21 protein-coding genes and 1 pseudogene are annotated in these 25,125 nt (G+C 59.2%); 13 read left to right on the top strand and 9 right to left on the bottom strand.

What is annotated here, in order from left to right; translation table 11 throughout:
* Positions 1 to 158 precede the first annotated feature (158 nt).
* Positions 159 to 1,532, top strand: coding sequence for a nucleotide 5'-monophosphate nucleosidase PpnN (gene ppnN / locus ACIOMO_RS00725; protein WP_053121310.1), 1,374 nt, complete (start codon positions 159 to 161; stop codon positions 1,530 to 1,532).
* A 176-nt stretch (positions 1,533 to 1,708) separates the two neighbouring features.
* Here ppnN and ACIOMO_RS00720 read toward each other — a convergent pair whose 3' ends face one another.
* Both ACIOMO_RS00720 and ACIOMO_RS00715 read right to left on the bottom strand, forming a co-directional pair.
* A complete protein-coding gene (locus tag ACIOMO_RS00720) occupies positions 1,709 to 3,100 on the bottom strand; it encodes an FAD/NAD(P)-binding protein (protein ID WP_401237490.1) in 1,392 nt (463 codons plus the stop codon).
* On the bottom strand, positions 3,101 to 3,664 hold the full coding sequence (locus tag ACIOMO_RS00715) for a helix-turn-helix domain-containing protein (protein ID WP_401237488.1): 564 nt from the start codon (positions 3,662 to 3,664) through the stop codon (positions 3,101 to 3,103).
* A gap of 85 nt (positions 3,665 to 3,749) precedes the next feature.
* Between ACIOMO_RS00715 and ACIOMO_RS00710 the strand changes: the two genes are divergently transcribed.
* From ACIOMO_RS00710 to ACIOMO_RS00675, 8 genes are all read left to right on the top strand, one after another.
* The gene (locus ACIOMO_RS00710) at positions 3,750 to 4,685 is read left to right on the top strand and encodes a DMT family transporter (protein ID WP_401237487.1); all 936 of its coding nucleotides are present in this window, start codon (positions 3,750 to 3,752) and stop codon (positions 4,683 to 4,685) included.
* A 252-nt stretch (positions 4,686 to 4,937) separates the two neighbouring features.
* A complete protein-coding gene (locus ACIOMO_RS00705) occupies positions 4,938 to 5,732 on the top strand; it encodes a hypothetical protein (protein WP_401237485.1) in 795 nt (264 codons plus the stop codon).
* Between the two features lie 415 nt (positions 5,733 to 6,147).
* Entirely contained in the window at positions 6,148 to 9,066 is a 2,919-nt protein-coding gene (locus tag ACIOMO_RS00700) for a monovalent cation/H+ antiporter subunit A (RefSeq protein WP_401237484.1), read from the top strand.
* Positions 9,066 to 9,410, top strand: a complete 345-nt coding sequence (locus ACIOMO_RS00695; protein ID WP_007910763.1) for a Na+/H+ antiporter subunit C — start codon at positions 9,066 to 9,068, stop codon at positions 9,408 to 9,410. The genes ACIOMO_RS00700 and ACIOMO_RS00695 overlap by 1 nt, the downstream gene beginning before the upstream one ends.
* Positions 9,407 to 11,086 (top strand): monovalent cation/H+ antiporter subunit D, encoded by a 1,680-nt coding sequence (locus ACIOMO_RS00690; protein WP_401237483.1) that lies wholly within the window; start codon positions 9,407 to 9,409, stop codon positions 11,084 to 11,086. Before ACIOMO_RS00695 ends, ACIOMO_RS00690 begins: the two co-directional genes overlap by 4 nt.
* Positions 11,083 to 11,571: a Na+/H+ antiporter subunit E gene (locus tag ACIOMO_RS00685; protein WP_401237481.1), complete on the top strand. Its 489-nt coding sequence runs from the start codon at positions 11,083 to 11,085 to the stop codon at positions 11,569 to 11,571. The genes ACIOMO_RS00690 and ACIOMO_RS00685 overlap by 4 nt, the downstream gene beginning before the upstream one ends.
* Positions 11,568 to 11,846 carry a K+/H+ antiporter subunit F gene (locus tag ACIOMO_RS00680; protein WP_003225959.1) on the top strand — a complete coding sequence of 93 codons (279 nt, stop codon included), beginning with the start codon at positions 11,568 to 11,570 and terminating at the stop codon, positions 11,844 to 11,846. Before ACIOMO_RS00685 ends, ACIOMO_RS00680 begins: the two co-directional genes overlap by 4 nt.
* Positions 11,843 to 12,205, top strand: coding sequence for a Na+/H+ antiporter subunit G (locus ACIOMO_RS00675; RefSeq protein ID WP_053121325.1), 363 nt, complete (start codon positions 11,843 to 11,845; stop codon positions 12,203 to 12,205). Before ACIOMO_RS00680 ends, ACIOMO_RS00675 begins: the two co-directional genes overlap by 4 nt.
* A 121-nt stretch (positions 12,206 to 12,326) precedes the next feature.
* On the opposite strand, the gene ACIOMO_RS00670 is transcribed toward ACIOMO_RS00675, so the two are convergent.
* The 3 genes from ACIOMO_RS00670 to ACIOMO_RS00660 form a co-directional block, all read right to left on the bottom strand.
* Entirely contained in the window at positions 12,327 to 13,424 is a 1,098-nt protein-coding gene (locus ACIOMO_RS00670; protein WP_401237479.1) for an extracellular solute-binding protein, read from the bottom strand.
* Between the two features lie 2 nt (positions 13,425 to 13,426).
* On the bottom strand, positions 13,427 to 14,551 hold the full coding sequence (gene aguA, locus ACIOMO_RS00665) for an agmatine deiminase (protein WP_401237477.1): 1,125 nt from the start codon (positions 14,549 to 14,551) through the stop codon (positions 13,427 to 13,429).
* Between the two features lie 99 nt (positions 14,552 to 14,650).
* Entirely contained in the window at positions 14,651 to 15,535 is an 885-nt protein-coding gene (locus ACIOMO_RS00660) for a LysR substrate-binding domain-containing protein (protein WP_401237475.1), read from the bottom strand.
* Between the two features lie 253 nt (positions 15,536 to 15,788).
* Here ACIOMO_RS00660 and ACIOMO_RS00655 point away from each other — a divergent pair, with 253 nt between their 5' ends.
* Together ACIOMO_RS00655 and ACIOMO_RS00650 are read left to right on the top strand one after the other, a co-directional pair.
* On the top strand, positions 15,789 to 16,277 hold the full coding sequence (locus ACIOMO_RS00655) for a GFA family protein (RefSeq protein WP_401237473.1): 489 nt from the start codon (positions 15,789 to 15,791) through the stop codon (positions 16,275 to 16,277).
* 281 nt (positions 16,278 to 16,558) lie between these two features.
* The gene (locus tag ACIOMO_RS00650; protein ID WP_401237471.1) at positions 16,559 to 18,766 is read left to right on the top strand and encodes a TonB-dependent siderophore receptor; all 2,208 of its coding nucleotides are present in this window, start codon (positions 16,559 to 16,561) and stop codon (positions 18,764 to 18,766) included.
* A 266-nt stretch (positions 18,767 to 19,032) separates the two neighbouring features.
* Here the strand turns inward: ACIOMO_RS00650 and ACIOMO_RS00645 are convergent, their stop codons facing one another.
* The 3 genes from ACIOMO_RS00645 to ACIOMO_RS00635 all read right to left on the bottom strand — a co-directional run bounded on the left by ACIOMO_RS00645 (position 19,033) and on the right by ACIOMO_RS00635 (position 21,817).
* On the bottom strand, positions 19,033 to 20,319 hold the full coding sequence (locus tag ACIOMO_RS00645; RefSeq protein WP_401237469.1) for an ATP-binding protein: 1,287 nt from the start codon (positions 20,317 to 20,319) through the stop codon (positions 19,033 to 19,035).
* Positions 20,320 to 21,027, bottom strand: a complete 708-nt coding sequence (locus ACIOMO_RS00640) for a response regulator (protein ID WP_401239372.1) — start codon at positions 21,025 to 21,027, stop codon at positions 20,320 to 20,322.
* 181 nt (positions 21,028 to 21,208) lie between these two features.
* Complete coding sequence (locus ACIOMO_RS00635; RefSeq protein ID WP_053121340.1) at positions 21,209 to 21,817, bottom strand: tRNA-(ms[2]io[6]A)-hydroxylase; 609 nt, start codon at positions 21,815 to 21,817, stop codon at positions 21,209 to 21,211.
* Positions 21,818 to 21,975: 158 nt separating this feature from the next.
* Here ACIOMO_RS00635 and ACIOMO_RS00630 point away from each other — a divergent pair, with 158 nt between their 5' ends.
* The gene (locus ACIOMO_RS00630) at positions 21,976 to 22,839 is read left to right on the top strand and encodes a universal stress protein (RefSeq protein ID WP_053121342.1); all 864 of its coding nucleotides are present in this window, start codon (positions 21,976 to 21,978) and stop codon (positions 22,837 to 22,839) included.
* Between the two features lie 86 nt (positions 22,840 to 22,925).
* Here the strand turns inward: ACIOMO_RS00630 and ACIOMO_RS00625 are convergent, their stop codons facing one another.
* Entirely contained in the window at positions 22,926 to 23,396 is a 471-nt protein-coding gene (locus tag ACIOMO_RS00625; RefSeq protein ID WP_159814138.1) for a DUF1289 domain-containing protein, read from the bottom strand.
* Between the two features lie 410 nt (positions 23,397 to 23,806).
* On the opposite strand from ACIOMO_RS00625, the pseudogene ACIOMO_RS00620 reads away from it, so the two are divergent.
* Positions 23,807 to 25,125, top strand: a pseudogene (locus tag ACIOMO_RS00620) (aconitate hydratase B); the annotation flags it as partial.

Raw genomic sequence — 25,125 nt, 5'->3', positions numbered from 1 at the left:
CACGAGGGATTTAGCTATGCTGGGGCTCCTTTTCATCTTTTCAGCGTCCAACGGGGACATGGCGGTACAGCGCAGATCGTGCCATCTTCATTCATGGATACACACTATTCGGATGCCATCGCCTAGTCTTGAGATGACATCGTTTTAAGGATCATTGCATGACCCAACGACACGTAATCAATGCCTCGGTCAGCCCGAAAGGCAGCCTGGAAACCCTTTCTCAACGTGAAGTTCAGCAACTGAGCGAAGCCGGATCCGGCAGCACCTACACCCTCTTCCGCCAGTGCGCCCTGGCCATCCTCAACACCGGCGCCCATGTTGATAACGCCAAGACCATCCTCGAAGCCTACAAGGACTTCGAAATTCGCATTCACCAACAGGATCGCGGTGTGCGCCTGGAGCTGCTGAACGCTCCGGCCGACGCCTTCGTCGACGGCGAGATGATCGCCAGCACCCGTGAAATGCTCTTCAGCGCCCTGCGCGACATTGTCTACACCGAAAACGAACTCGACAGCCAGCGCATCGACCTGACCACCTCGCAAGGTATCAGCGACTACGTCTTCCACTTGCTGCGCAACGCGCGCACCCTGCGCCCGGGCGTCGAACCGAAAATCGTGGTGTGCTGGGGCGGCCACTCGATCAACACCGAAGAATACAAATACACCAAGAAAGTCGGCCACGAACTGGGCCTGCGCAGCCTTGATATCTGCACCGGTTGCGGCCCCGGCGTGATGAAAGGCCCGATGAAAGGCGCAACCATCGCCCACGCCAAACAGCGTATTCATGGTGGCCGCTACCTCGGCTTGACCGAGCCCGGCATCATCGCTGCCGAAGCGCCGAACCCGATCGTCAACGAACTGGTGATCCTGCCGGACATCGAAAAACGTCTGGAAGCGTTCGTGCGTGTTGGCCACGGCATCATCATCTTCCCGGGCGGCGCTGGTACGGCGGAAGAATTTCTCTACCTGCTCGGCATCCTGATGCACCCGGACAACCAAGGCCTGCCGTTCCCGGTGATTCTCACCGGGCCGAAACACGCCGCACCGTATCTGGAGCAGCTCGACGCCTTCGTTATCGCAACCCTTGGCGAAGCGGCCAAGCAGCACTACGAAATCATCATCGACGACCCGGCCGAAGTCGCACGACAGATGACTCAGGGCCTGAAAGCAGTGAAGCAGTTCCGTCGCGAGCGCAACGACGCGTTCCACTTCAACTGGCTGCTGAAGATCGACGAAGGCTTCCAGCGTCCGTTCGATCCGACCCACGAAAACATGGCGAATCTGAAACTGCACCGCGACCAGCCACCGCACGAACTGGCGGCGAACCTGCGTCGGGCGTTCTCGGGGATCGTGGCGGGGAACGTCAAAGACAAGGGCATTCGTTTGATCGAAGAACACGGGCCGTATCAGATCCGTGGTGACGCAGCGATCATGCAACCGCTCGACGCACTGCTCAAAGCCTTCGTCGCCCAGCACCGGATGAAACTGCCGGGCGGCGCGGCGTATGTGCCGTGTTATCGCGTGGTGGCGTAACCCTTTGGGTCATCGCCTGACACTGTAGGAGTGAGCCTGCTCGCGATATCGGTCGTTCATTCAACAAGGTTTTTGAAGCGGACGGCCCCTTCGCGAGCAAGCCCGCTCCCACATTTTGAAATGCATTCCAAATTGTGGGAGCGGGCTTGCTCGCGAAGAGGTCAGCGCAAACACCCTCAACCCAACAGCCGTATCGCCAAAGCCTTCGCCTGCAACGCCACATCCGTCACCGCCGTACTCTCCCACCACATCCCCCGCAACGGCGGGCCCATCGCAAACAGTCGACTGGCTACACGCCCTTCCGCATCCATCACCGCGCCATCCACTGCCGCAATCCCCAACGCCAACGGCCCTGGTTGCACCAATCCACGCGCGAGCAATTGCTTTGGCAACGGACGCGCCACGCGCCGCCAGTCGTACTCGATGCCACTGGAGTTGATCAACGCTGCACCGTGAACCACAGTGGTCTCAACCTCGCCACGACGGCGGATGCGAATATTCACGCCACCATCAGTTGTCGGCTCTAGCCCTTTAAACGATGCAGCCTGAATCCGCAGCCGCCCTTCACTGTGCAACCGCGCCAGCAATTCAGCACTCAACGGCGGCGAACGATGATGATGGCTTTCCCACCATGGCCGCACATGCCGTACGAATTGTCGCCGCTGCACGTCATTCGCCTGACTCCACAACCGTCCGATATGTGCCCGAACCGTATCGAGGGGAGCCTGCCAGTCGATGCCTTGCGCGACCGCCTCACGACAATGGCGGCGCAACTCGCGCAGCAACTGCCGTGGTGTTCGAATGCTGTGATCCTCGGCGAGAAAATCCACCCACGCTGGCGGTTGCCGGCGTACGTGCGGCAGCAAGCCATGGCGAGAAAACACTTCGATCGGCCCGCGATGCCCGGCCTGCTCCAGCGAAACCACCGCATCGACCATGGTCAGGCCGGAGCCAATGATCAGCACGGTGGATTGCGAATCGAGCTGGCGCATGGCCGCGACGTCCCACGGATCCAGCGCAGCGGCGTTGAGCCCACTGGATTCGGTCTGCGGCGTGCGCGCGGCGGGAAACATGCCGGTGGCGATGACTGCGAATGAACCTTGCAGGTTCTGTCCATCGCTCAAAGTGATCTGCACGCAATCTTCGCGCACCTGCAGATCAACAGCTTCTGAGCGAGCATGCTCGACGATCGAACCATATCGAGCGCCGACTGCCCGGGCTTCGGCCAGACGTTGCTGCACGTAGACCCCAAATAATCCGCGCGGTGGGAACAGCTCGCTGATTGGCACATTCTGCTCGGCAGACTCAGGCCAACCGCCCCCCACGATGTGCTCGGTCAGCCATTGTGTGAGGTCGTCAGGGTTGTCTGGATCAACGCTCATTCGTGCAGCGTTGCCGTTGAGCGTATGGCCCAATTCGACTGCGCTGTAGGCCTCACCCCGACCGAGTTCGGCGCGGGGTTCGATGATCAGGATTTTTCGCTGGCCCGGTTGCCGCAGTAGTTGCACCGCCAGCATCGTACCGCTGAGGCCACCGCCGATGATCAGGATGTCTGCGCTGTATTCCATTCAAATCACCACATTGCGCACAAACCGCGCCGGCACATCCCCGTCATTGCGATAGGTATGTGGCTGATTGCTCGCAAACATAAAAAACTCCCCTGTACCAATATGCTGCGGCACGTCGCCGAGCATCAGCGTCAGGCACCCTTCGAACACATAAATCTGCTCACTCCAGCCCTCGGCATCCGGTTGCGACGGATACACCTCGCCCGGCGCCAGACACCATTCCCACTGCTCGACTTCACGGGCGGCGGTGGCTTTGGACAACAGCACGGCTTTACTGCCCGGCAGCGTGCCAGCCCACGCCAGTTCGTTGATGCGGCTCGGATCGCGCGCATCCGGCGCTTGAATCAGATCGCTGAATGCCACTTCCAGCGCGGCGGCGACGCGGTCGAGGGTGGTCAGGCTGACGTTCTTTTCTCCGGCCTCGATCGCTACCAGCATCCGTCGACTGACTCCGGATTTCTCGGCCAGCGCCGTCTGGCTCATGTCGGCAGCGTGACGCAGACGTCTCACGTTCTGGCTGACGTGTTGAAGGACGGACGTTCTTGGAGCGGAATCTTTGGGCACTATATTGCTCACTCGGTGAGGTTGGGCAGTATACTGCGCAACGTTGGGCGCATTGTGCGTCCTGCCTTTTATAGTGCGCAAGGTCATGACGTCGTTGAACAGCTCCCCCACTTCCCTCCGTTTCTCCAGATTCAGCAAAGCCGAGTGCGTGCTGGTACTGATTACCATGATCTGGGGCGGCACCTTTTTGCTGGTGCAGCACGCGATGACGGTCAGCGGCCCGATGTTCTTTGTCGGCCTACGATTTGCTGCAGCGGCGTGCATCGTTGCGTTGTTCTCGTGGCGGCATCTGCGCGACTTGACCCTGTTTGAACTCAAGGCCGGCGCCTTCATTGGCGTGGCGATCATGCTCGGTTACGGCCTGCAAACGGTTGGCTTGCAAACGATCCCGAGCAGCCAGTCGGCGTTCATTACCGCGTTGTACGTGCCGTTCGTGCCGCTGCTGCAATGGCTGGTGCTGGGACGGCGGCCGGGGTTGATGCCGAGCATTGGCATCATGCTGGCGTTCACCGGCTTGATGTTGTTGTCGGGGCCGTCGGGGGCTTCGTTGAATTTCAGTCCGGGTGAAATTGCCACGCTGATCAGCGCCATCGCGATCGCCGCCGAGATTATTTTGATCAGCACCTACGCTGGGCAGGTGGATGTGCGCCGGGTGACGGTGGTGCAACTGGCGACGACGTCGGTGCTGTCGTTCCTGCTGGTGGTGCCCACGGGCGAATTGATTCCGGAGTTTTCCTGGACGCTGTTGGTGACTGCATTGGGCCTGGGTGCGGCGAGTGCGGCAATTCAGGTGGCGATGAACTGGGCGCAGAAGAGCGTTTCGCCGACGCGGGCGACCTTGATCTATGCCGGTGAGCCGGTGTGGGCCGGGATCGTCGGGCGGATTGCTGGCGAGCGGTTGCCGGCGATTGCGCTGGTCGGGGCTGGTTTGATTGTCGTGGCGGTGATTGTCAGTGAGTTGAAGGGCAAGGGTAAAACTGTTGAAGCGGAGGCTGAGTTCAACCAGCAAGCTCAAAAATGAAAGATACATATCTGCAAATCCATGCTAATCGCCAGACAGATCCTTATCATGCAATCTCGGGAGCATCTGAAACAGTAGCAATATGCAACGCAAGCCGTTCTCATTAAAATTAGGACACACTAATACTTAGCTATATAGGTTATTTAGAAATGATCTAAAAACCTGGTATTTATGACAGTTGGCATCCTCTACCTAGTGCTCAAACATCCCTTCTGCAATTCAACCAACAATCAGAAACAAAGGGAGTCATGCATGAAAACCTGGTGCTACCTAATTAGTGATGACAAAATTCACGGACTTGATGTTGCTGATGTGTTTGGATTGGCCAAGTCTAATACTAAGCCGAATTATGTTCCTTATGATGCTAGATTTGCGTTCACCCGTCCCTCCATCTCACCTATAGGCTGGCAAGAATGTAGGAATGATTTACAACCAAACTGGTGTTTCATAGACGGAGTGTATGTGAGCCCTACCGCTAGAAATCGGTTCGAAACAAATGGACCTTCCGCTCTTCCGCGCAATCCTCGGACGTGGCAATTTCGGGTTTACAATTTCTTGGGCATGGATAACTTTCGAGTTTGCCGAATCAATATTGATATCGACAATCATACTCCGGACGATGTTGCCAAACTGCTACTTTCCCATTTCAAGGCAAAAATTGATCTAGGTATTACATCCGGAGGCGGAGACCCTGATGGACAACGTCGTTATTTTTCCTCAATAACTAGACTAGCCTATACTAACTTCGCGGGACTCGCTCTTCTAGACAAAACGCTTGCGGTTCCTGGAGGGTCTCGGGACCATTACAGGAACTTACTGTTTGCAGCAGTCACCACCGCCCACACAGTTGCCAAACTAGATGCAAACCAAAAGATGCACCTAACCGATAGCGCAAAGCTCATTAGCGAATATAATCTCGACACAAATCATCCGATTGTCGCTCTATGGGCTCTTGACAAAGCAGAAAGATGGAATCTTGACTGGGGTGACATTGGCCTAGATTTTATTGCGGATTTTGTAACTGAAGCCATAGATGCTGCCATATAATGAGCGCCGCGTCATTTCTCACCCCATGCAATGGGTTTTGTAACAAACACCTTATTCTTTGAATAGGGTGTTAATACTATCGAGTTTGGAGTGAGAATTTTTCACTCCTAACGCTCTCATAAACATAAAAATATTTGAAAATGACCCTCAAAGCAAAAAGTAGTTACAATTTTTTAGGGACCATGACCAGCATTAAAATAAATACATAACGCGGGGAAACCGCCCACATCTCAGATCACGCTGCTTCAGCGATTCATGAGCGTGATGGGAGCCAGAAGCCCATGACAGGATCGTTGTCCTATCTAAAATAGTCAGACGTTCAGACTACTTTGTAGGATTCTGAGACATCCTGGCGTTTGGTGATCGGGGAGCTGGCACGTATGATGCTTCACAAACTTCCGCAGATTAGAAGCCTATGTCCCTGATAGTTCTACTGCTTCTGCCATTCATTGGCAGCTGTCTGGCAGCGGTGCTGCCACACAACGCGCGTAACACCGAATCCCTGTTGGCAGGTCTGGTCGCTCTGATCGGTACCGTCCAGGTCGCGATGCTGTACCCGCAAATCGCCCACGGCGGCGTCATCCGCGAAGAATTCATGTGGCTGCCCAGCCTCGGTCTGAACTTCGTGCTGCGCATGGACGGCTTCGCCTGGCTGTTCTCGATGCTGGTGCTCGGCATCGGCACACTTGTTTCTTTATATGCCCGTTATTACATGTCGCCGGATGATCCGGTGCCGCGTTTCTTCGCGTTTTTCCTGGCGTTCATGGGCGCCATGCTCGGCCTGGTAATCTCGGGCAACCTGATCCAGATCGTGTTTTTCTGGGAGCTGACCAGCCTCTTCTCGTTCCTGCTGATCGGCTATTGGCACCACCGCGCCGACGCCCGACGTGGCGCCTACATGGCGTTGATGGTCACCGGTGCCGGCGGGTTATGCCTGCTGGCGGGGGTCATGATTCTCGGCCATGTCGTTGGCAGCTATGACCTCGGCAAGGTCCTGGCCGCCGGCGATCTGATTCGCGCACATGCCCTCTACCCTATCCTCCTGCCCCTCATTCTTATCGGCGCACTCAGCAAAAGTGCGCAGTTCCCGTTCCACTTCTGGCTGCCCCACGCGATGGCGGCGCCGACACCGGTTTCTGCTTATCTGCACTCGGCAACCATGGTCAAGGCCGGGGTGTTCCTGCTCGCCCGTCTGTGGCCGTCGCTGTCCGGCAGCGAAGAATGGTTCTACATCGTCAGCGGCGCCGGCGCGTGTACGCTGCTGCTCGGCGCGTATTGCGCGATGTTCCAGAATGACCTCAAGGGCTTGCTGGCCTACTCGACCATCAGCCACCTCGGTCTCATTACCTTGCTGCTGGGCTTGAACAGTCCGCTGGCCGCCGTCGCGGCGGTGTTTCACATCCTCAATCACGCCACGTTCAAGGCCTCGCTGTTCATGGCCGCGGGCATCATCGACCACGAGAGCGGCACCCGTGACATCCGCAAACTCAGCGGCCTGATCAAACTGATTCCCTACACCGCGACCCTGGCCATGGTTGCCAGCGCCTCGATGGCGGGCGTGCCGTTGCTCAACGGCTTCCTGTCGAAAGAGATGTTCTTCGCCGAAACCGTGTTCATCAACGCCACGGCCTGGGTAGAAATGTCGTTGCCGATTGTCGCGACCATCGCCGGCATGTTCAGCGTCGCTTACTCACTGCGCTTCACCGTTGATGTGTTCTTCGGCCCGCCGGCCACCGACCTGCCGCACACCCCGCACGAACCGCCGCGCTGGATGCGCGCGCCGGTTGAGTTGCTGGTGTTCACCTGCTTGCTGGTGGGGATTTTCCCGGCGCAAATCGTCGGCCCGCTCCTCGCCGCTGCGGCGCTGCCCGTGGTCGGTGGTGTGCTGCCGGAATACAGCCTGGCGATCTGGCATGGCCTGAATGCGCCGATGATCATGAGCCTGATCGCCATGTCCGGCGGCATCGTTCTGTACCTGCTGCTGCGCAAGCAGTTCAAACTTGGCCGCTTCAAGTACCCGCCACTGGTGGGACGCTTCAACGGCAAGCGCCTGTTCGAACGCAGCCTGGTGGTGATGATGCGCATGGCCCGTCGCGTCGAGCGACGTCTGGGCACCAAGCGTCTGCAGATGCAATTGTTCCTGATGGTGCTGGCCGCGGTGCTCGCCGGTCTGATCCCGATGCTGCACAGCACGCTGAGCTGGGGCGACCGGCCGAAGATCCCCGGCTCGATCGTCTTCGTGACCCTGTGGCTGCTGGCGATCGCCTGTGCCCTCGGTGCCGCTTGGCAGGCCAAGTATCACCGTCTCGCCGCACTGACCATGGTCAGCGTTTGCGGCCTGATGACCTGTGTGACCTTCGTCTGGTTCTCCGCGCCGGATCTGGCGCTGACGCAACTGGCTGTTGAAGTGGTCACCACGGTGCTGATCCTGCTCGGCCTGCGCTGGCTGCCACGACGGATCGAAGAGGTTTCGCCGTTGCCGAGCACCCTGCGCAAGGCCCGCATTCGTCGTCTGCGCGACTTGTTGCTATCGATTGCCGTCGGCGGCGGCATGGCGCTGCTGTCCTACGCGATGCTGACGCGGCAGACGCCGAACGACATTTCCTCGTTCTACCTCAGCCGCGCCATGCCCGAGGGCGGTGGCAGCAACGTGGTCAACGTGATGCTGGTGGATTTCCGTGGTTTCGACACCCTCGGTGAAATCACCGTGCTGGTCGCCGTGGCGCTGACCGTGTTCGCCCTGCTGCGCCGTTTCCGCCCACCGAAAGAAAGTATGCAGTTGCCGGCTCAGCAACGCCTGCTGGCACCCGACGTGGTCACCGATCTGGTCAACCCGCGTTCGGCCAGCGACACCGCGCTCGGTTTCATGATGGTGCCGGCGGTGCTGGTTCGCCTGCTGCTGCCGATTGCGCTGGTGGTGTCGTTCTACCTGTTCATGCGCGGGCACAATCAGCCGGGCGGCGGTTTTGTTGCCGGTCTGGTGATGTCGGTGGCGTTCATCCTGCAATACATGGTCGCCGGCACGCAGTGGGTCGAGGCGCAAATGAGCCTGCGACCGTTGCGCTGGATGGGCACCGGTTTGCTGTTCGCCACCGTCACCGGGTTGGGGGCGATGCTGGTCGGCTATCCGTTCCTGACCACGCACACCTGGCATTTCAGCTTGCCGGTGCTGGGTGACATTCATATCGCCAGCGCGCTGTTTTTCGACGTCGGCGTATACGGCGTAGTAGTGGGTTCAACGCTGTTGATCCTCACCGCCCTCGCCCACCAATCGGTGCGGGGTCACAAGACCGCATCGCTGCCCAAATCCGTCGCCAGCAAAGGAGCCGTCTGATGGAAGAAGTCATCGCAATCGCCATCGGCGTCCTCGCCGCGTCCGGCGTCTGGTTGATCCTGCGGCCACGGACGTTCCAAGTGGTCATGGGCCTGTGCCTGCTGTCCTACGGCGTCAACCTGTTCATCTTCAGCATGGGCAGCCTGTTTATCGGCAAGGAGCCGGTGATCAAGGACGGCGTGACTCAGGACTTGCTGCACTACACCGACCCGCTGCCACAGGCGCTGGTGCTGACCGCAATCGTTATCAGCTTTGCCATGACCGCGCTGTTCCTCGTCGTTCTGCTCGCTTCGCGCGGCTTGACCGGCACTGACCACGTTGATGGCCGGGAGCCTAAAGAATGATGGCGATGACTCACTTGATCGCCGCACCGATTCTGCTGCCGCTGCTGACCGCCGCCATCATGTTGATGCTCGGCGAACGGCACCGGCCGCTGAAGGCGAAGATCAACCTGTTCTCCAGCCTCGTCGGTCTCTTCATTTCGGTGATGCTGCTGCAATGGACGCAAACCACCGGCGTGCCCGGCTCCATCGGCGTGTACCTGCCAGGCAACTGGCAGGCACCGTTCGGCATAGTCCTGGTGGTCGATCGACTGTCGGCGCTGATGTTGGTGCTGACCGGTATTATCGGCGTCAGCGCCCTGCTCTTCGCGATGGCGCGTTGGGACGGCGCCGGTTCGAGTTTCCACGCGCTGTTCCAGATTCAGTTGATGGGCCTGTACGGCGCGTTCCTCACGGCGGATCTGTTCAACCTCTTCGTGTTCTTCGAAGTCTTGCTCGCCGCGTCTTATGGCCTGTTGCTGCACGGCTCGGGTCGGGCGCGGGTGTCGTCAGGGCTGCATTACATCTCGATCAACCTGTTGGCCTCGTCGCTGTTCCTGATCGGCGCGGCGCTGATTTACGGCGTCACCGGTACGCTGAACATGGCGGATCTGGCGCTGAAAATTCCGCTGGTGCCGGAAGCCGACCGTGGCTTGCTGCACGCGGGCGCGGGCATTCTCGCCGTTGCGTTTCTGGCCAAGGCCGGCATGTGGCCGCTGAATTTCTGGCTGGTGCCGGCCTATTCCTCGGCCAGTGCGCCGGTCGCGGCGATGTTCGCGATCATGACCAAGGTCGGCGTTTATACCCTGCTGCGTCTGTGGACGCTGCTGTTCTCCGGGCAGGCCGGTGCTTCGGCGTACTTCGGCGGCGAATGGCTGATCTACGGCGGCATGGTGACCATCGCCTGCGCCGCGCTGGCGATTGTCGCGGCGCAACGTCTGGAGCGCATGGCCAGCCTGAGCATTCTGGTGTCGGCAGGGATTCTATTGTCGGCGGTCGGTTTCGCTCAGCCGAACCTGATCGGCGCGGCGCTGTTTTATCTGGTCAGCTCGACGCTGGCCTTGAGCGCACTGTTCATGCTGGCAGAGTTGATCGAACGTTCGCGCTCGGCCAACGAAATCCCGCTGGAAGACGAAAGCGACATGCTGCCGCGCCCGCAAGAATCCTTGCAACCGCCCAAAGGCATCAACCTCGACGACGAGCAAAAAGCCGTGGTCGGCCAGGTCATCCCGTGGACGATGGCGTTTCTCGGTTTGAGCTTCATCGCCTGCGCCCTGCTGATCATCGGCATGCCGCCGCTATCCGGATTCATCGGCAAACTCAACCTGATCAGCGCCCTGCTCAATCCATTGGGACTGGGTGCCGGGGAGCCGATTCCGATGGCCGCATGGGCATTGCTGGCATTGCTGATTCTTTCTGGGCTGGGCTCGCTGATGGCGTTCTCGCGCTTGGGTATTCAGCGTTTCTGGACGCCTGAGGAACGACCTTCGCCGCTGCTGCGCAAACTCGAATGCGCGCCGATTTTCCTGCTGCTGGGTTTGAGCATCGTCCTCACCTTCAAGGCTGAGCCGCTGATGCGCTTCACCCAGGCCACCGCCGATGCGCTGAACAATCCGCAGCAGTACGTGATGGCGGTGCTGGGCACCCGCGCCGTACCAAGTCCGGAAGCCAAAGCGGCGATGCTGGAGGTGCAGCCATGAAGCGTATCTTTCCTGCACCGTTGCTGTCGCTGGCGCTGTGGCTGCTATGGCTGGTGCTGAATCTGTCGGTCAGCCCGGGCAATCTGCTGATCGGTGCGATCCTCGGTTTTTGCGCGCCGTTGATGATGCGCAAACTGCGCCCGAAGCAGGTGCGCATTCGTCGGCCGCTGACAATTCTGCGCCTGCTATTGGTGGTAGGACGCGACGTGGTGGCTTCCAACCTGATCGTGGCCTGGGGCGTACTCAATGCCGGGCGCCGCCCACCTCGCTCCGGGTTTATCAAAGTGCCGCTGGATCTGCGCGACGCCAACGGTCTGGCTGCGCTCGCGGCAATCTGCACCGTGGTGCCCGGCACGGTGTGGTCGGAACTGGCGCTGGATCGCAGCATTCTGTTGCTGCACGTTTGGGATCTGGATGACGAGGTGCAATTCATCGAGCACTTCAAAACCACGTACGAGCGGCCGTTGATGGAGATCTTCGAATGAGCCCATTACTGTCGAACGCGATTTTGCTGACGCTGTTCCTGTTTTCGCTGGCCATGGTGCTGACGCTGATTCGCCTGTTCAAGGGCCCCTCGGCGCAGGATCGGGTGCTGGCGCTGGATTACCTGTACATCGTCGCGATGCTGATGATGCTGACGCTGGGCATTCGCTATTCCAGTGACACGTATTTCGAAGCGGCGCTGCTGATCGCGCTGTTCGGCTTCGTCGGCTCGTTTGCCCTGGCGAAATTTCTGCTGCGTGGCGAGGTGATCGAATGAATGCTGAATTGTCTCTGTGGGTCGAGATTCCGGTGGCGATCCTGTTGGTGCTCAGCGGTGTGTTTGCGCTAATTGGTGCGACCGGATTGCTGCGGATGAAGGATTATTTTCAGCGCATGCACCCGCCGGCACTGGCTTCGACGTTGGGTGCCTGGTGTGTGGCGTTGGCGTCGATCATTTGCTTTTCGGCGCTGAAATCGGGGCCGGTGCTGCACGCGTGGTTGATTCCGATTTTGCTGGCGATCACGGTGCCGGTGACCACGTTGCTGCTGGCGCGGGCGGCGTTGTTTCGCAAACGTATGGCGGGGGATGATGTGCCGGCTGAGGTGAGTAGTCGGCGGACTGAGGGTGGTAGCTGATTCAGGATTTTGGTTGTCTGGACTGGCGCCTTCGCGAGCAAGCTTTGCTCCTACAGGGGCATGCATTCCGATGTAGGAGCAGAGCTTGCTCGCGAAGGCGTCGGGACATCCAACACAAATCTCAGAGCCCTGACTTCAACCGGCTAAACGCCCGAATCAGCGCCCGGTTGAACGCTTTGCCATTGTCATTCTTGCTATACAACGTAGCCCGCACTTCAGCCGAGGGATACGTCCCCGGATCATTGCGAATCGATGCATCCACCAAACCATCCGCCGCCGTGATCGCATTGGCGTAATGGATGGTGTCCGTAATTGGCGCCATCACCTCAGGCGTCATCAGATAATCCATCAACGCCAGCCCGGCCTCGGGATGCGGTGCATCCTTGGGGATCACCATCGCGTCAAACCAGATCAACGTACCCTCTTTCGGAATCCGGTAGCTAAGCTTGAACGGCTTGTTCGCCGCCTCCGCCTGCCCCGCCGCAATCGCCACATTGCCATTCCACGACATCGCCACGCAGGTGTTGCCGTTGGCCAGATCGCTGATGTTCAGGTCATTGTCGAAGTAGCGAATATACGGACGAATCTTCGCCAGTTGCTGCTCGGCGAGTTTCAGGTCATCGAGATTCTGCTGGTTGATGTCCAGGCCCATGTATTTCATGACCGCCGCAAACACTTCATTCGGATCATTGAGCAGGCTCACCCCGCAGTCGGCGAATTTCGACACCACCGCCGGATCGAACAACATCGCCCAACTGTCCTTTGGCGCATCGGGCAACCGCTTTTTGACCGCCTCCTCCTGATAGCCCACGCCCGTGGTGCCCCACGCGTAGATCCCGGCGTAACGATTGCCCGGATCGAACACCGCCATGTGCTGACGGAATTCTTCACCGACCCCAGCAAAGTGCGGCACCCGCGCCTTGTCCAGCGGCTGGATCGCACCGCTTTCGATGGCCCGCGACAGATGCTGCCCAGCGGTGAGCACCAAGTCGTAGCCACTGCGCCCGGTGAGCAGTTTGGTTTCGACGGTTTCCAGCGAATCGAAATGATCGGCAACCACATGAATGCCGGTTTTTGCCTCGAAATTCTTCAAGGTATCCGGGGCCAGATACTCGCCCCAGATGTACAGATTAACCACCGGTTTGGCGGTGTCGGCAGCCTGCACCCACAAGGGTGCAAGCACCAGCAATAACGCTTGAGTCAGTTTGTGCAGGCGCATGGTCACGCTCCCTTCTTATGGTCAGGGGTGCCGGCGTACTGCGGCATGGTGATGCACGCCACGTTGCCGCCGCCAAGCAGAATTTCCCGGGAGTTTTCAATGCCGACGATCTTGTGCTGCGGGAACAGTTCGGCCAGCGTCGCCATCGCGACTTTGTCCTGACGATCACCAAACAGCGGCACCACGATCGAGCTGTTGCCGGCGTAATAGTTGATGTACGACGCGCAGATTTTCGTGCCGGCCTGACGGGTGTGGGTGCTGTCCTGCTGATCCAGGCCTTCGGCTTCTTCGGCCGTCCATTCGAGCACGTTCGGTTGCGGCAGTTTGTGCACGATCAGTTCACGGCCACGGCTGTCGCGGGTGCTGCGCAGAATGTCGTAGGCCTCTTGATAGATTTCCCACTGCGGATCGTCGCGATTGTCGGTCCATTGCAGCACCACTTCACCGGGCCGAATGAAGCAGGCGAGATCGTCGACGTGGCCATCGGTTTCGTCGAACTTGCAGCCGCGTGGCAGCCAGATCACTTGTTCGGCGCCGAGGTAATTGGTGAGTCGGCGGGTGACTTCGTCTTTGCCCAGATGCTGATTGCGATTGCGGTTGAGCAGGCACTGTTCGGTGGTGAGGATGCTGCCCTGACCGTCGCTCTGGATGCCGCCGAGTTCGGCAATCAGTGGCGCGCGATAGCGGTCGAAGCGCTCGATTTCGAGGATTTTGCTGGCGATCTGATCGTCTTTGTCCCACGGGTAGTAGAGGCCGCCGTCCAGGCCGCCGTAAGCGTTGAATTCGAAATCGACGCCGCGCACTTCACCGCTCTGATCGTTGACCACAAAGCACGGGCCGCTGTCGCGGAACCAGGTGTCGTTGCAGGTCATTTCGACCACGCGCACTTGCGGCGGCAACTGGCGACGGGCCGTGGCAAATTGTGCAGCGGAGGCGCAAACGGTGACCGGTTCGCTGTGGGAGATGGCGGTAACGATCTGCACCCAGACTTTCTGCGCAGGCTTGGCGCCGTTGCGCCAGACGTCGGTACGCTCCGGCCAGCCGAGCCAGCAGCCGGACTTGCTTTCGAATTCGCCGGGCAGACGGAAGCCGTCGTGTTTAGGGGTGGAGTCGAGCAAACGTGCCATGGTCAAACCTCGTCTTCGCGATGGGAATGACCACACAGTACGGGCGTTGGCGAAGGGCCTGCCAACGATGAATATTGCGGAACAGTTGAATTCAACTCATCAATCAGCCAACTGATCGTTGAACCATTCAAGCATATGCGCCACCGCCGGACGCTCCAGGCGCACCCGCTCGCAGACCAGCGCGTATTGGCCGAGCGCAGTCATGCTGGAGGTAAATGGCCGCACCAGCCGCCCGCTCTGCAAATCTTCCTGCGCGGTGAGGTTGTCGCCCATTGCCACGCCCTGCCCTTGCGCCGCGGCTTCCAGCGCCAACCCCGCGTGAGCGAAATACAACTGACGCTGCGGACGCTGATCGCCGGCATGGCTGGTGAGCCACGCGGTCCAGGTCTTGCCGTCCTGATCGTCATGCAGCAGGCAGTGGCGGGCCAGATCCTTTGGAGTTTTCAGCGTGCCCTGGTTAAACAGGCCGGGGCTGCACACCGGGAAGAACTGCAGCGCGGGCAACGGTCGAACGAAGTAAGCGCTGCTGTCGGCCGGGCCGGTGCCGTAGGTGATCGCCAGGTCGATGTCTTCGCCGGGGCCGCTGGCGTCGATCGGTTGTTCGTAGAGGTGCAACGTGATGTGCGGGTAGCGCGCGTAGAAATCGGTGAGGCGGCTCATCAGCCACTTTTGCGCAAGTTCGGCGGTCACGGCCAGGCGCAGCACGGCCAGCGAGGATGGATCGCGCAACTCATCGCAGGCGTCGCCGATCAATTCGAAAGCTTGCTGCAGGCTTTGCATCAGGCGGCCAGCGGCGATGGTCGGGCGGATTTGCCGGCCTTCGCGGATGAACAGAGAGACGCCGAGTTGTTCTTCGAGCTGGCGGATCTGGTGGCTGACGGCGCTGTCGGTGACGCACAGTTCGGCGGCGGCGCGACCGAAATGCGCGTGACGAGCGGCGCATTCGAAGGTTCGCAGGGCGGCCAGTGAGGGGAGTCGTCGCATGGGTTGTTGATCCCTGTTTTTAGGCGGACATGCTGACCGGCCGGACTGCGCCAGTCCAGTAGGAGCTGCCGCAGGCTGCGATCTTTTGATGTTGTTTGACTAACCAGAGTCAAAAGATCGCAGCCTTCGGCAGCTCCTACAGGGGCATGCATTTCAAATTGTGGGAGCGGGCTTGCTCGCGAAGGCGGCGGCACATTCACCACAACTCTTCTAGGCTAACCCGAACCATCCCAGCCAACCGGAGGCCCCCATCATGCACCTCGAAGGCTCCTGCCACTGCGGCGCGGTCACGTTCAGTCTGACCAGCGCCCACCCCTACCCGTATCAACGCTGCTACTGCTCGATCTGCCGCAAAACCCAGGGCGGTGGCGGATACGCGATCAACCTCGGCGGCGACGCGACCACGCTCAAGGTGCAGGGTCGCAAGAACATCACGATTTACCACGCAAAGATGAAAGACCCAGGCGAAAAACGCGCCCACCGCAGCACCGCGGAACGGCATTTCTGCGCAGTGTGCGGCAGCGGTTTGTGGCTGTTCAGCCCTGAGTGGCCGGAGCTGATCCACCCGTTCGCCTCGGCCATCGACACCGCGTTGCCGGTACCGCCGGAACACACGCACTTGATGCTCGGCTCGAAGGCATCGTGGGTCGAAGTCGACGCCAAAGACAAGGACAAGCAGTTCGACGTCTACCCCGAAGAATCCATTGCGCAGTGGCATGAACGCCTCAACCTGACCTGCTGAAACCACCGATCCCTGATCCATCCACATCTTCCTGTGGTGAGGGGATTTATCCCCGACCGGCTGCGCAGCAGTCGTAAAAATCTGAGTACACGGTTCTTCAGAAGTACCGAGGGCGCAGGTTTTGGTGGTGCTGTGCACCACATCGGGGATAAATCCCCTCGCCACAGGGAACGCACTGCCCATAAGTTTTTTGGTGTGCGCAGTTCCCCTTTGCCGTTCTCGTTCGGTTAACCCCTCAGAAGCACTTCAACTACCGATCGATTTGATGCAAAGGGATCTCCATGTCGCACGTCCGTTTTCGTTTTGCCTTGTGCCCGTTGGCGCTGGCCCTGCTGAGCCTTCACGCGCACGCCGCTGAAACCGTCGCTAAAACCGATGAAGCCCTGCAACTGGGCGCCACCAATATTTCCGCGCAAGGCCTCGGTGCGGTCACCGAAGACACCCATTCCTACACCACCGGCGCGACGTCGTCGGCCACCGGCTTGCCGCTGTCGATTCGCGAAACACCGCAATCGGTCACGGTCATCACCCGCCAGCAAATGGACGATCGCGGCGTGCAAAGCGTCGGCGACGCACTGCGCAACACCCCCGGCATTTCCACGCAAAAGTACGACAGCGACCGCACTGAGTTTTCCGCGCGCGGCTTCGCTATCACTAACTTCCAGTACGACGGCGTGAACATTCCGTACGACGGCGTGTACGGCGAAAATCCGAACAACGGTGACGACGCCGCGAGCATTGATCGCGTCGAAGTGATCAAAGGCGCGACCGGCCTGATGACCGGTAACGGCGATCCATCGGCCACCGTCAATCTGATCCGCAAGAAGCCGACCAAGGAATTCAAAGCGTCAATTAGCGGCACCGTCGGTTCGTGGGATGCCTATCGCACCGTCGGCGATATCTCCGGGTCACTGACCGATTCGGGCAATGTGCGCGGGCGTTTTGTCGGTGCCTATTCGGACAAGAATTCCTACCTCGATCACTACAGCCAGAAGAAAGACCTGTTCTACGGCATCCTCGAAGCCGACCTGACCGACGACACCCTGCTGACCTTCGGCATCGACAAATCCAGCACCACGCCGCGCGGCAGTTCCTGGACTGGCAACCCGGTGTACTTCAGCGATGGCGGCCGCACCGAATTCCCGCGTCATTTCAACTCCGGTGCTGACTGGAGCCGCCGCGATTTCGACAACATCACCTACTTCGCCTCGCTGGAGCAGGCGCTGGCTAATGACTGGAAATTCAAGGTCAGCCTCGACCAGAAAACTACCGATCACGATACGCAACTCGCCTCGGCCAGCGGCGGCAATCCTGATCGCGCCACCGGCGAGGGCATGTTCTTGTATTGGGGCCGCTGGGAAGGCCATCGCGTGCAGAACACCGCCGACGTCAACGTCTCCGGCCCGTTCACCTTGGGCGGGCGCGAGCATGAGCTGATTGCCGGCGTGATGACCGCGCACTCGCGCCAGACCGGTTCGACCTACGACACCAGCGCCTTCTCGCAAGTACCGGGGAGCATTTACGACTGGAACGGTGAACTGCCGAAACAGCAATTCCCGAAGAACGGTAAATACGAGCGCACCCAAAGCCAGAACGGTGTGTACCTGGCCACGCGCCTGCATCCGACCGACGATCTGTCGGTGATCCTCGGCAGCCGCTTGAGCACCTTCAAATACAACGAAGATTACGGCTACCTCCCCGGTGCCGGACTGGACGATACCCACGCCAGCTACAAGGAACACGGCGTGGTCACGCCTTACGCCGGGCTGATCTACGACCTCAACGACACCTACTCGCTGTACGCCAGTTACACCAGCATCTACCAGCCGCAGACCTACAAGGACATCAACGGTTCGACCCTTGCCCCGGTCGAAGGCGACAGCTATGAGGCAGGCTTGAAAGCGGCGTATTTCGACGGTCGATTGAATGCCGCGCTGGCGTTCTTCCGCATCGAACAGGACGGCGTCGCCGAATCGATCGGCACCAACCCGGTGACCAACGAAGGCATCTACAAATCCATCGACGGCGCGACCACCCAAGGCGTGGAACTGGAACTGGCCGGCGAACTGGCCGAGGGCTGGAACGTCTCCGCCGGCTACACCTACGCGCGCACGCGAGATGCCGATGAGCAGCGCATCTATGGTTATCCACTGTCGACCACCAAACCGGAACATGTGGTGCGCACTTTCACCACCTATCGACTGCCCGGTGTGCTGGACAAGGTTACCGTCGGTGGCGGCGTGAGCTGGCAGAGCGCGTTCTACGGCAACATCTACAGCGCCCCGGCCGGCGATTACACGCGGATCAAGCAAGGTGGCTACACCCTCGTCGACCTGATGACGCGCTATCAGTACAACGAAAACCTGAGCTTCACCGTGAATGCCAACAACGTGTTCGACAAACAGTACCTGACGGGGCTGGGCAACTTCGACACCACGTTCTACGGCGAGCCACGCAATGTGATGCTGACGACGAAGTGGGATTTTTGATCCAAGGCTGGATTGGTTTTTTCAGGGCTGGCCTAATCGCGAGCAGGCTCACTCCTACAGGGTTTGGTGGTGCCTACAATATTTGGACACGACGGATAACCCATGTAGGAGTGAGCCTGCTCGCGATAGCGGTGGGTCAGTCACAGTTGTTTTGACTGGGCTGGCCCCTTCGCGAGCAAGCTCGGCTCCTACAAGTTTTGTGAGCGCCACAGATCGGTGTAGGAGCAGAGCTTGCTCGCGTAGAGGCCCCTAACCACCACCGCGAATCAATCCAGATGCGCCCACGTCATCCGAAACGACGCCCCACCCCAAACCGATTCCTCCACTTCAACCTGCCCGCCATGTGATTGCGACACGCGCCGCACCAGCGCCAGGCCCAAACCAAATCCACCCGTGCGCCGATCCCGACTGGCATCCAGCCGCGAGAACGGTTCGAAAATCTTCTCCCGCCCTTCCAGCGGCACGCCCGGCCCATCGTCGTTGACCCGCACCTCGTAATAATCCCCGGTGCGCACCAGCGTCACTTCGACTTTTTGCTCGGCATAACGAATCGCGTTACGCAGCAGGTTGATCACCGCCCGCGCCATAAACCGTGGTTCGATGCGCACCGTGTCGAGCCGGCATTCGCCAATCAGCAACTGCACGCCCGCCGCTTCCGCCTCCAGCGCGACGCTGCCGACCACGCTGTCGAGCCAATCGGTCGCCTGAATATTCTCCCGTTTGATCACCGTCGCACCGCGTTCAAGGCTGGCGTAGGTCAGCAGCTCCGAGACCATTTCCTCCAGCTCGCCAAGGTCGGCGTACATGTCGGCAATCAGCTCACGGCTCTGGCTGGCGTCCGGCTGCTGCTTCAGTTGATCAAGCTCAAACGACAACCGCGCAATCGGCGTGCGCAGTTCGTGAGACACCGCGTTGGTCAGCTCGCGTTGATTGGCGATCAGGCCTTCGATGCGCGCGGCCATCAAGTTGAAGTGTTCCGCCAGATCACGAATGTTCGAGCGCTTCGACAATTGGATACGCACCGACAAATCGTTATCGCCAAAGTGCTCGGCGGCCAGCCGCAGCTTCTCCAGATCGCGCCAGTGCGGGCGCACCCAGAAGAACAACACGATGCCGATCAGTACCGCCAGCATCATGTACGCCGCCGTGATGTAGAACGGCATCAGGCTCGGCTCGGGCGGCAGCTTGATGCTGAGCAACTGCGAGCCACCGTCAATGTTGCTAATGAACTGCGTGTAGTTGTCGCGGATCACCAACAGATTCTGCGCGAGCTCTGATTTTTCTTCGTCGGTCAGTTTCAGTTGATCGGTTTCGACCAGCCCCAACGACAGGCCATAGTGCGGACGCAACGCCTCAAGCTGCTGCTCGCGCGGTTCGCCATGCTGATCACGCATGTGTTCGACCAGCGACCACGCCTGCCCGCGCACCGCCTCGCGGTTGTAGGCCTGCATCTGATTGTCGAGCAAGGCGTTAAAGGTGTGCTCGACCGTCTGCAAGGCAAGCACCAGCCCCACCGTCATCACCAGAAACAGCCCGAGAAATAAGCGCAGCATCTACAGCTCCCAGGCAAACGGATTGAACAGATAACCCTTGCCCCACACGGTCTTGATGCACACCGGCTCACGCGGATTGTCTTTGAGTTTGTTGCGCAGTTTGCTGATGTACACGTCGACGCTGCGGTTAAGCCCGTCGAAGGCAATCCCGCGCATGCGGTTGAGGATGTCGTCACGGGAAAGAATCTTGCCGGCGGCGCTGGCGAGCAGCCACAGCAGTTCGAATTCCATGGTGGTCATTTCGATGATCTCACCGGCCAGACGCACCTCGCGGCAACTGCGGTCGATGCTCAACTGGCCAAACTCCAGCGAACTGACCACGCTGCTGTCCGGCACCTGACGGCGTTGCAACGCGCGCAAACGGGCGAGCAACACCGGCGGTTTGATCGGTTTGATTACGTAGTCGTCGGCACCGGACTCCAGACCGAGAATGTGGTCGAGGTCGTCTTCCTTGGCGGTCAAAATGACGATTGGTGTGTCCGACACGCTGCGAATTTCGCGACACACGTGCAGACCGCTCTGCCCCGGCAGCATCAGGTCGAGCACCACCACTTTCGGCTTGAATTCGATAAAAGCGGTCACGGCCAGATCGCCACGGTGCACCGTGCGCACTTCGTAGCCGTGTTGTTCGAGGAAGTGGGCGATCAGCGCCGCGAGACGCTCGTCGTCTTCCACCAGAAGGACTTTGCCGAAACCCAGGTTATCCATAACGACCGTCTGCCAACCCATGTGTGAAGTGGTCGACATTATGGCGGCATTCGTAGGCGGAAGCCGGTTATCGGTGATGTTTCATACTCTTAAGAGTTTTTAACAGATTGGGTAGGAGCATGGCTTGCCAGCGAATGCGTCCTTGAGATCGCTATCGCAGGCAAGCCGTGCTCCTACAGGGTTATGCCGCGACAGGCACACCACTGTGAAAGCGGAATTCTTCATCCGGCGATTCAATCAGCTCTTGCTCGGCAGCACGAACCCGCACGATCACCTGCTCAACATCCTTGGCATCACCGTACTGATAAGCCAGCTTCAGATACCCCTGAAAATGCCGCGCCTCGCTTTTCAGCAAACCGAAATAGAACTTGCCGAGTTCCTCATCCAGATGCGGCACCAGCGCTTCAAAACGCTCGCAACTGCGCGCTTCGATAAACGCGCCAACCACCAGCGTATCCACCAGTTTCACCGGCTCATGACTGCGCACCACTTTGCGCAGGCTCGACGCGTATCGGCCGGCGTGGAGCTGGCGCAGTTCGATCTTGCGACGCTTCATCAGGCGCATGACTTGTTCGTGGTGCACCAGTTCTTCCCGGGCCAGACGCGACATCATGTTGATCAGGTCGACGTGGGAATGGTACTTGGCTATCAGGCTCAGCGCGGTGCTGGCGGCCTTGAACTCGCAGTTCTTGTGGTCGATCAGCAGGGTTTCCTGATCGGCCAGTGCGGCCTGAACCCAGGCGTCGGGGGTGCGGCAGCCAAGGAATTCGTGGATTTCGGGAAGGATCATGGGGCTCACGGTAAAGGTGTTCGAGCGAAGGGCGCCGATTATACCGGCCTGTCCAAAGACCACCAGCGGCGGACGTTGATATGCATCAAGTCGCGCACGTTCTGGCAGCAACTATAGTTGTGCAACGCCGTGCCTTTTCTTTGCTGGAGACTCCGCTCATGCAAGCCATTCGCAGCATTCTGGTGGTCATCGAACCCGAACATTCGGAAAGCCTGGCGCTCAAGCGCGCCAAGTTGATCGCGGGCGTGACCCAGGCCCATCTGCACCTGCTGGTCTGCGACAAGAAGCACGACCACGCCGGCATGCTCGGCGTGCTCAAAGCCGCGCTACTGGCGGACGGTTACAGCGCCACCACCGAACAGGCGTGGAACGAGAGCCTGCACGAAACCATCATCGATGTGCAGCAGGCCGAGGGCTGCGGGCTGGTGATCAAGCAGCATTTCCCGGACAGCTCACTGAAGAAAGCCCTGCTGACTCCGGCGGACTGGAAACTGCTGCGCCACTGCCCTACCCCGGTGCTGCTGGTGAAAACGTCGACTTCGTGGAAAGACCGAGTGATTCTGGCGGCGGTCGATGTCGGCAATGCCGATGGCGAGCACCGGCATTTGCACAATACGATCATTGATCACGGCTACGACATCGCCGCCCTGGCCAAGGCGCATCTGCATGTGATCGCGGCGCATCCCTCGCCGATGCTGTCGGCGGCGGATCCGACGTTCCAGCTCAGCGAAACCATCGAAGCGCGCTATCGCGAGCAATGCCGGGCGTTTCAGGCGGAATTTGATATCGATGACGAGCATCTGCACATCGAAGAAGGCCCGGCGGATGTGTTGATTCCGTTTATGGCGCACAAGCTGCAGGCAGCGGTGACCGTGATTGGCACGGTGGCGCGCACCGGGTTGTCGGGGGCGCTGATCGGCAATACGGCGGAAGTGGTGCTGGATGAGCTGGAGAGTGATGTGCTGGTACTCAAACCGCAGGAGGTTGAGGATCATTTGGTGGAATTGGCGGTGAAACATTAAGTGCAAAAGATCGCAGCCTTCGGCAGCTCCTACAGGTAGGACGCATTCCCATGTAGGAGCTGCGGCACGCTGCGATCTTTTGATCTTCAGGCGCCAAAGGCGTCCTTGAGGAATCCGGGGGCGATGTAGCGCTGATAATGCGCTTCCGACAGCAGGAAGAATTCCCGATCAATGGCGTCACGCAATTCCGGCAGGTTCCACTCGCGAAACTCCGGCAGTAGCACCATCCCGTACGCGTCGAGATTAATGATCACCCGCGCGCCACGGGCAATCAGCTGATACGCCCAGCAATATTCCGACTGATGCGGCACGAAGCGGATCTTGCGCTGTTCGAGCTGCTCGCGCAGGCGCGCCGAATCGAAAATCTCGACCTTGCCCGCCATCACTTGTGACAGCAATTGCTCCAGCCGCAACCACACCGCACGTTTTTCCTCCTCGTTGTACCCATTCCAATGGATCACTTCGTGGTGGAAACGCTTGCAACCACGGCACACCAGATCACCGTAAACAGTGGAGCAGAGGCCGACGCAGGGGGTCTTGATGGTCTGATTGGGCATAAAGTAGGCAAAGGCACTGAAACGCGGAACAGGTCGGCATGTTAGCCCTTTGTCTAACATTCATCACCCCTCAAAGTTCAGGGGTGAACTTACCTTTAAATTTTTTTTGCCGTAGAATCAGCCAGCCTTTTAAGGCGCCAATGTCCGTTAGAAGCTGTTTTCAAAGCGTCACGAGCACAGTCGTTCCTTCAGAGCGGTGTTGGCGAAGGGTTTTTCCAGCGGGGAAAAGCCCAACGCCAACCCTCATCAGCTCCCCGTTCTGCAGGCGTAAAACTTTGAAAGCAGCTTCTGTAAGGAATGGTCGGTAATTCTGGCTAAGTGGCCCACAACGCCACACAGCGCATGAGTACGGCCATTTCGGGATGAGCGTCCCGGACACCCATTTGGGACCACTGATGAGGGTAATAACTGTGCTTGAAGCCTACCGCAAACATATCGAAGAGCGTGCAGCCCTGGGTATCGTTCCCCAGCCGCTTAACGCCGAACAAACAGCAGGCCTGGTCGAGCTGCTGAAAAACCCTCCGGCTGGCGAAGAAGAATTCCTCGTTGACCTGATCACCAATCGCATTCCACCAGGCGTGGACGAAGCGGCCTATGTAAAAGCCGGCTTTTTGTCTGCACTGGCCAAAGGCGAAGTTTCCTCCCCTCTGCTGGACAAAAAACGCGCTGTAGAACTGCTCGGCACCATGCAGGGCGGCTACAACATCGTGACCCTGGTTGAACTGCTGGACGACGCCGAACTGGCGCCAGTCGCGGCCGCGCAACTCAAGCACACCTTGCTGATGTTCGATGCGTTCCACGACGTCGCGGAAAAAGCCAAGAACGGCAATGTTCACGCTAAAGCCGTGCTGCAATCCTGGGCTGACGGCGAGTGGTTCAAAAACCGCCCGACTCTGGCCGACAAGATCAGCCTGCGCGTGTTCAAGGTTACCGGCGAAACCAACACCGACGACCTCTCCCCTGCTCCCGATGCCTGGTCGCGTCCAGACATCCCGCTGCACGCCCTGGCCATGCTGAAAATGGCCCGCGACGGCATCGTTCCTGATCAGCAGGGCGCCATCGGCCCGATGAAGCAGATCGAAGAAATGCGCGGTCAAGGCTTCCCGATCGCCTACGTCGGTGACGTGGTCGGTACTGGTTCTTCGCGTAAATCCGCTACCAACTCGGTACTGTGGTTCTTCGGCGACGACGTTCCTTACGTGCCGAACAAGCGCGCTGGCGGTTTCTGCTTTGGCAGCAAAATCGCTCCGATCTTCTACAACACCATGGAAGATGCCGGCGCACTGCCAATCGAGTTCGACGTTTCCAACATGAACATGGGCGACGTGATCGACCTGTACCCGCATGCTGGCAAAGTCTGCAAACACGGCACCGACGAAGTCATCACCACCTTCGAAATGAAGACCCCGGTGCTGTTGGACGAAGTCCGTGCTGGCGGCCGTATCCCGCTGATCATCGGCCGTGGCCTGACCGAGAAGGCTCGCGCCGAACTGGGTCTGCCTGCGTTCGACCTGTTCAAGAAGCCTGACGCACCGATCGAAAGCACCAAGGGTTACACCCTGGCGCAGAAAATGGTCGGCAAGGCGTGCGGTCTGGCAGAAGGCAAAGGCATCCGTCCTGGCACCTACTGCGAACCGAAAATGACCACCGTGGGTTCTCAGGACACCACCGGTCCAATGACCCGTGACGAACTGAAAGACCTGGCGTGCCTGGGCTTCTCGGCTGATCT

The organism is Pseudomonas sp. NPDC087804, from assembly GCF_044742965.1.
GTDB classification, from domain to species: domain Bacteria; phylum Pseudomonadota; class Gammaproteobacteria; order Pseudomonadales; family Pseudomonadaceae; genus Aquipseudomonas; species Aquipseudomonas rustica.
This window is presented reverse-complemented; position numbering and strand designations above follow the sequence as displayed.

Excerpts from the sequence above, each read along its gene's own strand:
- ACIOMO_RS00720 (WP_401237490.1), bottom strand. The coding sequence starts at position 3,100 with ATGGAATACAGCGCAGACATCCTGATCATCGGCGGTGGCCTCAGCGGT.
- ACIOMO_RS00650 (WP_401237471.1), top strand. The coding sequence starts at position 16,559 with ATGTCGCACGTCCGTTTTCGTTTTGCCTTGTGCCCGTTGGCGCTGGCC.
- ACIOMO_RS00655 (WP_401237473.1), top strand. The coding sequence starts at position 15,789 with ATGCACCTCGAAGGCTCCTGCCACTGCGGCGCGGTCACGTTCAGTCTG.
- ACIOMO_RS00710 (WP_401237487.1), top strand. The coding sequence starts at position 3,750 with ATGACGTCGTTGAACAGCTCCCCCACTTCCCTCCGTTTCTCCAGATTC.
- ACIOMO_RS00640 (WP_401239372.1), bottom strand. The coding sequence starts at position 21,027 with ATGGATAACCTGGGTTTCGGCAAAGTCCTTCTGGTGGAAGACGACGAG.
- ACIOMO_RS00660 (WP_401237475.1), bottom strand. The coding sequence starts at position 15,535 with ATGCGACGACTCCCCTCACTGGCCGCCCTGCGAACCTTCGAATGCGCC.
- ACIOMO_RS00695 (WP_007910763.1), top strand. The coding sequence starts at position 9,066 with ATGGAAGAAGTCATCGCAATCGCCATCGGCGTCCTCGCCGCGTCCGGC.
- ppnN (WP_053121310.1), top strand. The coding sequence starts at position 159 with ATGACCCAACGACACGTAATCAATGCCTCGGTCAGCCCGAAAGGCAGC.
- ACIOMO_RS00670 (WP_401237479.1), bottom strand. The coding sequence starts at position 13,424 with ATGCGCCTGCACAAACTGACTCAAGCGTTATTGCTGGTGCTTGCACCC.
- aguA (WP_401237477.1), bottom strand. The coding sequence starts at position 14,551 with ATGGCACGTTTGCTCGACTCCACCCCTAAACACGACGGCTTCCGTCTG.
- ACIOMO_RS00690 (WP_401237483.1), top strand. The coding sequence starts at position 9,407 with ATGATGGCGATGACTCACTTGATCGCCGCACCGATTCTGCTGCCGCTG.
- ACIOMO_RS00700 (WP_401237484.1), top strand. The coding sequence starts at position 6,148 with ATGTCCCTGATAGTTCTACTGCTTCTGCCATTCATTGGCAGCTGTCTG.
- ACIOMO_RS00705 (WP_401237485.1), top strand. The coding sequence starts at position 4,938 with ATGAAAACCTGGTGCTACCTAATTAGTGATGACAAAATTCACGGACTT.
- ACIOMO_RS00630 (WP_053121342.1), top strand. The coding sequence starts at position 21,976 with ATGCAAGCCATTCGCAGCATTCTGGTGGTCATCGAACCCGAACATTCG.
- ACIOMO_RS00675 (WP_053121325.1), top strand. The coding sequence starts at position 11,843 with ATGAATGCTGAATTGTCTCTGTGGGTCGAGATTCCGGTGGCGATCCTG.
- ACIOMO_RS00645 (WP_401237469.1), bottom strand. The coding sequence starts at position 20,319 with ATGCTGCGCTTATTTCTCGGGCTGTTTCTGGTGATGACGGTGGGGCTG.
- ACIOMO_RS00685 (WP_401237481.1), top strand. The coding sequence starts at position 11,083 with ATGAAGCGTATCTTTCCTGCACCGTTGCTGTCGCTGGCGCTGTGGCTG.
- ACIOMO_RS00625 (WP_159814138.1), bottom strand. The coding sequence starts at position 23,396 with ATGCCCAATCAGACCATCAAGACCCCCTGCGTCGGCCTCTGCTCCACT.
- ACIOMO_RS00680 (WP_003225959.1), top strand. The coding sequence starts at position 11,568 with ATGAGCCCATTACTGTCGAACGCGATTTTGCTGACGCTGTTCCTGTTT.
- ACIOMO_RS00635 (WP_053121340.1), bottom strand. The coding sequence starts at position 21,817 with ATGATCCTTCCCGAAATCCACGAATTCCTTGGCTGCCGCACCCCCGAC.